This window comes from Marinilabilia sp. (assembly GCF_016278715.1).
Taxonomy (GTDB): Bacteria; Bacteroidota; Bacteroidia; order Bacteroidales; family Marinilabiliaceae; genus Marinilabilia.
Map to the genome: position 1 here is coordinate 1 of NZ_JADQBH010000147.1, position 11,448 is coordinate 11,448.

The following is an 11,448-nucleotide window of genomic DNA, read 5'->3' on the forward strand; positions in this document are numbered from 1 at the left end:
CAGCCAAAAGTTAATCTGCCCAAGTATAATAAACAACCAATAAAAAGAAAGAAATACTCCAGTGACCAACCCGACCGTCACCAACATTCCACGAACCAATTTTCCTTTCCCTCGGTTACATTTCTTTTCCAAAAATGCAATGAGTTTTCCAAACACAACAACCGGATGTGGCATCCAGAAAGGATCCCCCAACATACAGTCGAGAATCCAGGCAAATATTAATGCCGGTATAAGCGAATTCAACTCCATTCTTTGAGTACTTCAATTAACTGATTATTTTCTTTAGGCGACTGCACCGAAACCCTGAAACAATTCTCTGAGAGTCCTCTGAAATTGGATGCATCCCGGATTAGAATGCCTGATTTTTGTGCCAATTGTTCTTTCAATATGGCAGCAGAAAAAGCACCTTCCACTAAAAAGAAAGTGGTTGGAGAAAATATCACGTTATATCCATCTACCTCATTTATCTCATTCTGTAATCGCCGCGATTCCTGAAGATGTTTGGAAATATTCGTTACATCCAGGTTCAATTGGGCTAAACAAAACCGTCCTGCTTCCAGAGCCAGCGCATTAATTCGCCAGGGCATCACCTGATTTTGTAGGCCATCGATAATCAAGGTGTCGGCCAAAAGATACCCCAACCGGAGCCCGGGAATTGCAAAACTCTTAGTTAACGATTTCACTATCACCAGATTTCTGCATTCAGGCAAACAGGTTTCGAGCGAAATATCCATAATCAGAAAATCCGAGTAAGCCTCATCTACCACAAATACAACGTTGGGATTATCTTCAATGTCTTTCCGTAACTTTTCGTTTTCATAAATGTGTCCATCCGGATTGTTAGGGTTACAAATCCACACCAAATCAATACCTGAATAACCTGCATCTTTAAATGTTGTGTAGTGGCGAAACTCCATCCTGTGATTTGACTTCAGGCAAGCATCCTCATATTCCGAAAAAGAGGGATAAAAGATCAGTGACTGTTTTCCCTGAAACATCTCCGCTATCAAATAAAAAGCTTCAACCGCCCCGTTGGTTATCATTACACTTCCGGCAGGGAGATGCTTCTGATTCTCAATCTGACAAGCCAAACTTTCCCCCAAAGGATCAGGATAACGTTCAATACATTTCATACAGGAACACAGGTGATCTTTCAACGACGGATCGATACCCGAAGGAATAACATTCGAACTGAAATTGATTCGAATATCCGGAAAGTCATAGATGTCGTCACCGTGTCCCCTAATCATTCTGACAATATTTTATAGAACAAGTCCATATCCACATTTTGGCGAATATGATTCGCCAGTAGATCGTACTGATTTTGTTTAAACTCTTCATAACTAACTGAAGGTGTCTTGCTCTGGGGGAAAGGAGCCAGTAAATCTTCTATCACAACCGGATTGTCAAGGATTCCATGCATATAGGTTCCCCATGTTTGTGCATTAATCCGGCAGCCTTCCGGTTGCCCATTTTCTAAGCGATTCAAAGCATCAACGCCTTCTCGTTTCGTTTGTCCCATGTGAATTTCATAGCCACTGCAAGGTTCCTCTAAATCCTTGAAATAAAATAAAGTGCGTACGGTGGATTTTTTAGATTCAAGGGTGGTCGTCACCGGTAAAATATTCAGCCCGGGCAATGCATCCACGTTACCCTCAACATGCCGGCAGTCATCAATTCGGGCACCCATCATCTGGTAACCACCGCAAATTCCAATCACTGTTTTTCCTATCCTTGACTGGCGTATTATTTCGGCCGCGACACCATTTCGACGCAGCTCAATCAAATCCACAATGGTACTTTTTGATCCGGGCAAAATGATGATGTCCGCTTTTTTGATTTCTTCGGTATTATTGGTGTAGTAAAGATTCACTCTTTCATCTTGTTCCAGGCGACTGAAATCGGTAAAATTGGACAATCGTCTTAGATGAATAACTGCCACATTGATCTTATTATCGAGAGCAGAAGTAGCCTTTCGTTCCAAAGAAACTGAGTCTTCCTCTTCAATGCTAATATGATTGAATACCGGAATAATACCAAGTACGGGGACACCTGTCAAATCTTCCAGAATCTTTCGCCCCTCATCAAACAAAGAAGCATCACCACGAAATTTATTGATGATAACTCCTTTAATTTGTTTTCGCTCTTCAGGTTCTAATAATTTAATGGAGCCATAAACCGAAGCAAACACCCCACCCCGTTCAATATCAGCAACCAAAATGGTAGATGCATTAACAGCTCTGGACATCCGCATATTAACAATGTCAGTGTTTTTCAGGTTGAGTTCGGCGATACTTCCGGCTCCTTCCATTACCACAGGATTATAGGATTTCTGTAGTCTTCTAAAAGCTTTCTGAACTTCGGTAAACAATATATCTTTAATCTCTCCCCTGAAATAGCTCCCCGCAGCGTAATTTCCCAATACCTTCCCATTTACAATCACCTGAGATTGCTTATCCGATCCGGGTTTAAGCAACACGGGATTCATATCGGTATGACAATCCAACCGGCACGCCTCAGCCTGCACCGCCTGAGCGCGACCTATTTCACCACCATTGGCAGTTACATAGCTGTTGAGCGACATATTCTGCGCCTTAAACGGAACCGGACGGTATCCATCCTGCAGAAAGATGCGACAGAAGCCAGCGGCCAGCACGCTCTTACCTACATCAGATCCAGTTCCGACTATCATCAGTGGATGCTTAAGTTTTTTCATTTCTATTTTATTTAAACGCAAAAACGCAGAGATATTTATTACCTCTGTTAATTCTCTATGCCCCGCGCTCCTCACCCTATGCTCTTCGCTCTATTCCTTATTTCTCTTTCCCTTCCAAATCACCCATATCACCACCGGAGCCCCAACGAAAGCTGTTACCGAATTAATGGGCAACTCCTGTTCTAACCCGGGAAGACGGGCCACCAGATTACAAAGTAAAGCTGTAGCCCCACCAATAACAGCCGCATTGATGACCAGATGATAATGATTGGCTGTCCGAGATAATAGTTTGGCCAAATGCGGAACCGCCACCCCAATAAAAATCACCGGACCACAAAAAGAGGTCACCAAAGCGGTAAGAAAACCTGCAAATGCAATCACGCCAAAGCGAGCCATTTTTAGTTTTAATCCGAGATTAATGGCGTATCTGTCACCAAGTGACAAAAGATTCAAAGACTTACTCAAAGCCAGTGAAGAAATAGACAAAGCTATGGTCACCAAACTAAAAATCCAGGCTTTTTCGGCTGACATACGACTAAAACTGCCAAGACCCCAAATCACATAATTGTGCACATCTTCTTCGGTGCTGTAGAACTTTAACAGACCAACTAATGAAGAGGACAAATAACCAATCATCACTCCGATAATCAGAACACTGAGTGTTCCTCCTATGCGACTGGAAATAAAAAGGATCACCAGAAGCACAATGCCAGACCCAAAAAAAGATGACAATATCACTGCTAAATCCCCCCACAATCCAAGACTGTAAAATGAAAAGCCTAAAACCTGCCCGGAAAAGAGCATCACAAAAGCAACTCCCAGACTCGCTCCTGATGATATCCCTAACACTGAAGGGCCGGCCAGCGGATTTTTAAAAAGGGTCTGCATCAATAATCCAGCAACACCAAGAGCCATACCGGCTCCTACAGACACCAACGTTTGAGGCAATCGGGTTTTTAAAACGATATTTTCAAAAACAACATTACTACTCTCCCCGGTGAAAAGAAGAGGGAGCACTTCAGACAAGGGAATATGAACCGAGCCCAACGCCATATTCAAAACCATAAGAATGGCTGTCAACAAAAGTGCCGTCAACAACACAACCGTTACTCGTTTTCCCCCTTTTCCAATCATTTCAGTCTTTCATAAAAATACGGTTCATATCCGGGTAAAATTTCCGGATGAAAAAAATGGATATAATCGGCCAAAAGCACATCAGGCTTCACAGCAGATTGTTCATAATAAGGCTCCTCACGAATATTGCATAACATAACATTTCCCTCTTTAGCCGCTTTAAAATCAGCATACCTGACATCCTGCTGCAAGAACTCCTGAAGCTTAAGCCCTGTTTTCTCAGGGTGAACCAGACGCCAAAAATCAGCATTATGAGCCTTTCGGTAGATGGTCTCAAAATCTACAGGATAAGCCCCCTCCTCATCATCATTTATGACATAATCGGCCCCGGAATCACTAAACAGACGAGCATAGAAACTATCTCCACCCGGAACATACCAGGAACCAGAGCGCATTTTCCCCGAAAAAACTGTCGGCCGGTGTTCAATTCCGGCGACTTCAGCTTTTAGTTCGTTATAGCGCCTGGCAATATTATAAAATACGGTATCCGCTTTTGCTTCTTTACCCACAAAGAGAGCCATCATTTTCAACCATTCAGCCCGACCTAAGGGATTCATCTCGTTGTAAGCAGCCATCGGAACAAGCGGAATTCCCATATTTCTTAAAACATCGTACCCACCAGCTTTGAACGGTGACACAAAAATCACATCAGGATTCAGGGCTGCAAGCACTTCCAGGTTAAAATTCCCTTCCTTTCCGATTTGTTTAACCTTACCTTCAGCCACCCGAGCATTCATCTCTTCATGAAAAAGATAGCGACTGCTGTTAATCGCAACAATGTCATCGATATCGTCCAGTGCAAAAAAATAAGCCAACTGAGTTGATGAAACACAGACAATCTTTTTGCATGGTACGTGAATCACATTTTCTATGCCGGCCGCATCTGCACTATCCTTTACCAAAGTAAACTTGCGGGCCGACTGGTCAGAGTGATCCTCATCCATAAAGACCGTCAGAAAATGGCGATTTCCCTGCTTTTGCAAAGAAAACTCACGAGCATACTTTAATTCTATATTTTCAATGTTGCCCGATGCAGATTGACCTTTCTGCTGCTTAACACTACAACTTAAGAAGAACACAATCAACAACAATGAACTACACAGTTTACAACTCATCAAAAGCCTCCTTTAAATGATCGATCCATATTTTCACGACCTCATCGTACTCGGCAAGTCCTTTCATAACAATATCTACCTCAATCCCCTCTGCTTCGAGCTGCGATTTCCAGCTGTCCTTCTCCTTGCCTGCCATATCGTTTTGGGCATGATCGCCGGCTACCGACATAAATGGAGTTAATGTCACTTTCTGAATATGTTCTTTTTTCAATTGTTTTATCACATTATCCAGAGAAGGATATCCTTCCACTGTTGCCACAAAATAACGGTCTGACAAATCATTCAAATAATATTGAAATCCCGGATAATAGATATTGGCATCGTGATGGGTACCATGCCCCATAAGCACTACCGCTTCTTCGTCTGTAGCTATCGGAAATTGTTTTGTAAAAAAAAGCGCTATTCGCTCCAGATCTTCATGCTCACTCACCAACGGACGCCCCATGGTTGTTTTCTCCAACCCTTTTTGAACCAGGCTAAACCCTTTAACAGTATGCACCACATCATGAAATTCAGACCCCGGAATAATATGCAGCGATTGTGCTGCTACGTGCGTATATCCGGCCTCTCCCATTTTAGCCAGCGCTTCGGATGGCGAATCAATCTGAATGCCTTGTTTGGCCAGTTTTTTTCGAATGAATCCGGATGTGTAGGCCCAGTAAATATCAACATCAGGCCAGAGGGTTTTCACCTTCTGTTCAATATTTTCAAAAGCTTTTCGGGCTTCAGGGTAACTGGTACCAAAAGTGATCAGTAAAATGCCTTTCTTCCGTGTTTTAGTCTGAGCATTTGTTCCCATATTACAGAAGGTTATAGCAAATAAGCCAATTAATAATAAGTTCTTCATTTGATTTGGGGTTTTACTCTGAAAAGTTTATTCTCAACCCCGCAAAAAAGGTGCGTCCCGGTGTCAAAGTTCCGTAATGAGTACCCAGGGGACTGTCATCCACATAATCAAAAATATTGTCAACACCTGCAGACACTTCAACAATAAAACTTCCTAAATTGGAGAATGTATGATTGGTGGTAAAGTTCCATAAATCATAACCTTTGGCATTGAGATCTCCATCATAGAATTTATCACTCTGGAGTCGGCCAAAAATATTCGCATTCAGCGCGTAATTCTTCCAATGGTGCTCATAAGTCACCCGCGCATTTCCACTATGCTCAGCCACACCATCCAAACGAATATCGCTAATAAGATTCCGGGCATTTACATAACTGTATCCACCGCCAAAAGTGAAGCCTGCGCCGGCTTTCACGTCCAGCAAAACATCAATACCTTCAGACCTGGCTTCCGAAATATTATCATGAATCAGCTCATTGTCTCCTTTCCCGGCAACATAATCAATCAGATTATCCACGTTATTACGGTAAACCGATACACTCAGAGAAATAAAACGGGTATTGTATTCAACTCCGGCAGATAAATATTCCGATTCCTGGGGATTCAGTTCGGTATTCCCAAGATAAACACGTCCCCTCTTTTCATAATTGTAATAAAGTTCTTTGAGGGTAGGGGCTTTAAAGCCTAAACCAAAAGTGCTTCGAATATTGAAATCCCCAAGTTTATAAAGTGCCGAAAGTTTAGGGGTAAAGGCACTCCCGAACTCTTTATGATTGACGTACCTAGCACCTGCCACCACATCCAAAGCATCAAAAATGGTCATTTCATCCTGAGCGTAAAGAGCCATGGTATAAGCATCCGCCTCTCCATCCACAAGTCGATCGGCCGATACCATTTTTTCATTCAGGTAATCGATGCCAACAGTCAGCGTATTATTAGGCGATACGACATTCAGATACTTTAAACGGGCATTATCCAGACGCTGATCATTATTAATAGTCTTCTGATCTTTCAAAAAACCTCCGTCCGCATCATCATGATTGTAACGATAGTAATATAGAAATTGGTCATGATGATAATCAAAAGAGATGTAATCTCTGCCACCCAACAGGTATTTAGCTCCCGCCCCATAAGTCTCATCCTGGTAATAATAACCATAATCAGCCACTGACTGTTGTCTGAACATGTCCTTTTGGTAGTAGGTTCCATTGGCGTAAAAATCCAATTTTGGCGTAGCAGCAAATTCAAATTTCTGAGTTACGGTAAAGTCCTCATAGGCTTTCATCGTTTTTTCATCCGTTTCTATCAGTTCACCATCATCTTCTTCATATTTACTGAGCTGCCATCCATCACTGCTCTTACGCGAAAAAGAAGTATGCGAAGACAACCTGCCACCCTCCACTTCGACCACATTATTTTGTTGCCAGGTATTATTCCCCCTGATGCGGGTCGTATTTGAAAAATGGCTGTTTTGCCTGGTTTCTTTGGTGATAATATTCACAACACCTGCAATAGCATCGGAGCCATACAGAAGAGATGAGGCTCCCTTCAAAATTTCGATACGCTCTATATTATCAGGATTAATTCGATTGAGATCTACATTCCCCCCTACATCACCAAACATTCTTTTACCATCAATCAATACCACGATAAAATCGTTGCTCAATCCGTTAAGCTTCATAAAAGCTCCCATCGTGCCGGGACTAAAGTCGAATGAAGGACTGATGCTAAGCATCAGGTCATTAAAGTCAGAAGCACCCACACTTTTCACCTCCTTTGAGCTGATGAGTTCAGTAGGAACCGGGGCCGTTTTCAAATGATGGGCAGTTCCGGTTCCGGTAACGACAACTTCTCCAAGGTTGTTATTTGATTCTTCCAGGGAGAAATCCATTTCATTACGACCTTTAACGATTTCAACCTTCCGGCTGATTCTTTTAAATCCATTGAAAGAGACGATCAAAGAGTGATTTCCGGGTTTGATATTGTTAAACTCATATAGCCCCTTATTATTGGAAGCTGTCCCGATATTGGTTCCTTTGAAATAAATGTGTGCCTCCGGTAAAGGTTTGCCGGATTTGCTGGTTGTGATCTTTCCTGAAAGAGAGGTGCTTTGAGAATAGGCAGACATGCCCATTCCCCATAATAAAAGTACAATAGTCCAAAAAAATTTCTGCATGGTTAAAATAATTTTAATTAATTATTCCACCTTGCATCCACAATGATAAAGAAAAACATGCCGAACACGCGCGCGAATGTCCTAAACATATACTTCTATCCCGGAAGCAAAATGTTAGATTGATATCATTCTGGCAGGTTTTCTGGCTCGCTCCGATTTGAAAAGACCTTCCCGGAAACAATCTCAATTATCAGTATTCAATTATCAATGATAAATTGATAACTGTTTATTGGTCACTGACCATTGTCTTTTGTTTCCAGTGGTAAAAGAGTTTTTTCAAACCACTATTATAGAACTTACAGCTGCGGGTACAGCCCCGGATTTACACCGGATTCCCTTTTATTACCTCTGAAGAAATCAGAGGTAATCACCAAAATCGGGGCAAATATATTGATAATTTATCAATATGAAAATCAAAAAAACATGTAGACTTGTTACAAATAAAAAAACTAAAGACTGTACAGACGAAACAACCAATCCCTATTTCTCAGTACACCAAAAAGATAGATATCGCCTTCAACACTCCAAGGGTTGCGACTAATTTTTTCGCCTTTTTAATTTCAATAGTCCGATAAAAGAAAGCTTAAACGCAGAGACGCAATGACGCAAAGTTTTTATTATGAGTGAGTTCCGGCCTACTCATCTGGTTTTGTAATAAATTGATTATCAGTTGTTTACAAGAATTTAACGGAGTATTGAATTTAAAAAAACCCCGCCAAGAATTCCTGCCGGGGTTTTACATCTCACAGATAAATGTATTAACAAACCTCTATTACTTAACTGCGACACTCAGTTTTACTTTTCCTTTCAGCGAATTTTCCACCAATCTAAACTGATTATCTTTGCTTTCCAGAATCACCTTCCGTAACTGATTGTCGAACGGAAGACAAATCAACCCTTGCACATTTTCTGCATCGGCAGCAAAAACTTTCAGTTCCAACTCCGACCAGTCCATTTGCATGGTCGATTGAGCAAGTTGGATATGTGGCAATACTGCCCCATCGCGCACCAACATTACCACCGGAATTTCTCCGGCTTCAATTTCGTGCCAGCCGGACGTGTAAACTTTTCCAGATTGGTAATCGATCCACTTATGGTTTCCTGGAAGATATACATTGCGGGTATCCATATTTTCAAACATGGGAGCCACCAGAATATCCGAGCCAAACAAATACTGATCATCTACCAACCAGGCTCCCGGATCATCGGGATATTCCACAAACAATGCCCGCATCATGGGCAGACCATTCTCTGCGGAATGCTTGGCCTGAGCAAAAATATAGGGCATCAGTTCATAACGCATATTTACCGCTTTGCGATATGCATCGGTAAAATCCTCTCCATATTCCCAGGGCTCTTTGGGAGGTGTTCCATGGGCACGGGAATGCGAGGACAACAAACCGAATGGTAACCATCGGCGATAAACATCCTCCGGAGTTTTCAGTACAAACCCGCCTATGTCGTGACTCCAGAATGAGAAACCCGATAATCCCATTGACAAGCCGCCACGAACCGTGGCCGACATGGCCGAATTGGTATTGGCAGGATCTCCACCCCAGTGCAACGGCCATCGCTGACTACCGGCCCACGTACTGCGTGCCCACATAATCTGGTCTCCGGTCACCTCTTTGGTAATATCGGCAACCGCTTTATTGTACCGCAAAGGATAAAGGTTATGCTCATAAAAACCAGTTCGACCATTGTGATAAACCCCTTTGGCAGGAGCTGCCTCTCCAAAGTCAACTTTTATGGCACCCACTCCCAGTTCAAGCAATCCTCTGAGTTTATTTTGATACCACGAAACGGCTTCCGGATTGCTAAAGTCCAGAATGGCATCTTCAGTGGGAAGATTTCCTTTGTCGTTTTTTATGAAAAGTCCCTTTTCAATAATCTCGGGGAAGAGCGTATTTTGTGGAACAAAATAAGGCAATTGCCAGAGTGAGGTATGAAAGCCCTGTGTTTTGAGGTCTTGTATCATTTTTCCGGCGTCGTCGAAACGCGATTCCGAAAACTGATAATCGCATCGCCAGTCGGTTTCGAACCAACCGGTATCAAAATGAATCACATCACAGGGAATTTCATATTTGCGCAGTTCATTCGCTACGTTGCGTCCATCCTCCTCCGAGAAATAGGTAATTCGACTCATCCAAAGTCCAAACGACCACAGTGGTGGCATTTCAGGCTTTCCCGTAACATCAGTATAAGCATCCAGAACCTCCCTGGGTTCACCCAGAAAAACAAATAAATCCAGTGTTTCGTCACCGACCATCAGCGAGTTGGCACCACTAAAATATTTACCCACGTCACAGGTAATGGGTGAGGAAGTATGCATAAACATCCCGTAACCACGACTACTCAGGAAAAACGGGATAGGTTTGTAACTGGTTTCGTTCTGGGTACCGTTGGCATCATCTACCCACAGAACAACTTTCTGTCCCCGCTTATCCAGTTCGGTATATTGTTCTCCAAAACCGAAGATTTTCTCATCGGGCAAAAGATTAAAAGTTGCCGAGAAACTACGGCTGTAATCTGAAGCTCTGCGAACAAACGAGAATGGCATAATGGGCGTATAGGTAGTTTCTGCATTGTCAAGATGATGATTGGTGCTGGTTAACAACCTCCCCTGTTCATCATAAAACGAAACGCGCCAGGGATTTTCATCAATAACAACAACGCCAAATTCGCTGCTGTACCGGTGACCTCCGTCAATTTTCTCATACTTCCAGCCATCGCTGGGTGGCATCTCATTGTTGACGAGCATCATTGATTCTCTATTGGCCACTTCGGAAGTCACCAAGCCGGACTGAGCCTGCAGTCGCACCGTCCGGGGAGAAACAAACTGAACAGAAAACGGAAGTGTAGGCGACACTTCATATTCGGCTTCAGGAAACTCATTGGGTGTCACCGGACGCAGAACCCCCAGCATATTGTTAAAAGCCATGCGGGTTTTGAACTCATACCGGTTGTAAACTATTTCTCCAGTACCGGTTTCCGGATCAAAATTGACCATTTTATCGGCCAGATAATAGGTGTTTTTGAAGCTGCGAAAATCATCACTGATGTCCACGGGTTCGTTTCGAAGACCCATTTCCTGAATCTGGCCGTTTGCAGGAACCAGAATCAGAATAGCCACCAGAAAAGATGCCAAACGGCGTAACAGCTCCGATGTTACATGCGGATAAAATTGTTTCTTCATAAGTATAAAGTTTAACTAGTGCTTGCAAGAAAACGACAATTGCTGCGTTATGCTTATCTTCAAAACAGTCATCCCGAGAATCGGGACTCCTTGGTTTCAATCCCGAATGCTTCGGGATCAAAAGCCCCCGAAAAAAAAATCGGGGCAAACCTTGCACTTGCCGTCTTCTTGAAAGCACTGGTAAAAGACATGAGTTTTCTTGCTGCCACTAAATAATTATTTTACTTTCGGTTCAGCCGTAACTTCTTTTGCTTCAATAACCAA

9 protein-coding genes and 1 riboswitch are annotated in these 11,448 nt (G+C 42.7%); of the genes, 1 reads left to right on the forward strand and 8 read right to left on the reverse strand.

Annotated elements, in window-relative coordinates; translation table 11 throughout:
- The 8 genes from QZZ43_RS09495 to QZZ43_RS09530 form a co-directional block, all read right to left on the reverse strand.
- Positions 1-249 (reverse strand): cobalamin biosynthesis protein (locus QZZ43_RS09495; protein WP_291858294.1); only part of this gene is annotated, 249 nt, incomplete at its 3' end.
- Positions 240-1,250 (reverse strand): aminotransferase class I/II-fold pyridoxal phosphate-dependent enzyme, encoded by a 1,011-nt coding sequence (locus QZZ43_RS09500; RefSeq protein ID WP_291858296.1) that lies wholly within the window; start codon positions 1,248-1,250, stop codon positions 240-242. The genes QZZ43_RS09495 and QZZ43_RS09500, both read right to left, overlap by 10 nt.
- Positions 1,247-2,716, reverse strand: coding sequence for a cobyric acid synthase (locus QZZ43_RS09505; RefSeq protein ID WP_291858298.1), 1,470 nt, complete (start codon positions 2,714-2,716; stop codon positions 1,247-1,249). The genes QZZ43_RS09500 and QZZ43_RS09505 overlap by 4 nt, the downstream gene beginning before the upstream one ends.
- A gap of 90 nt (positions 2,717-2,806) precedes the next feature.
- Complete coding sequence (locus QZZ43_RS09510; RefSeq protein WP_291858300.1) at positions 2,807-3,850, reverse strand: iron ABC transporter permease; 1,044 nt, start codon at positions 3,848-3,850, stop codon at positions 2,807-2,809.
- Positions 3,847-4,965 carry an ABC transporter substrate-binding protein gene (locus QZZ43_RS09515; protein WP_291858302.1) on the reverse strand — a complete coding sequence of 373 codons (1,119 nt, stop codon included), beginning with the start codon at positions 4,963-4,965 and terminating at the stop codon, positions 3,847-3,849. The genes QZZ43_RS09510 and QZZ43_RS09515 overlap by 4 nt, the downstream gene beginning before the upstream one ends.
- A complete protein-coding gene (locus QZZ43_RS09520; protein ID WP_291858304.1) occupies positions 4,955-5,812 on the reverse strand; it encodes a sirohydrochlorin cobaltochelatase in 858 nt (285 codons plus the stop codon). Before QZZ43_RS09520 ends, QZZ43_RS09515 begins: the two co-directional genes overlap by 11 nt.
- Before the next feature lie 13 nt (positions 5,813-5,825).
- Positions 5,826-7,988, reverse strand: coding sequence for a TonB-dependent receptor (locus tag QZZ43_RS09525; RefSeq protein WP_291858306.1), 2,163 nt, complete (start codon positions 7,986-7,988; stop codon positions 5,826-5,828).
- Positions 7,989-8,102: 114 nt separating this feature from the next.
- Positions 8,103-8,378: riboswitch (cobalamin riboswitch) on the reverse strand.
- Positions 8,379-8,760: 382 nt separating this feature from the next.
- Entirely contained in the window at positions 8,761-11,184 is a 2,424-nt protein-coding gene (locus QZZ43_RS09530; RefSeq protein WP_291858309.1) for an alpha-xylosidase, read from the reverse strand.
- Positions 11,185-11,202: 18 nt separating this feature from the next.
- Between QZZ43_RS09530 and QZZ43_RS09535 the strand changes: the two genes are divergently transcribed.
- The gene (locus QZZ43_RS09535) at positions 11,203-11,400 is read left to right on the forward strand and encodes a hypothetical protein (RefSeq protein ID WP_291858311.1); all 198 of its coding nucleotides are present in this window, start codon (positions 11,203-11,205) and stop codon (positions 11,398-11,400) included.
- The last annotated feature ends 48 nt before the right edge of the window (positions 11,401-11,448 follow it).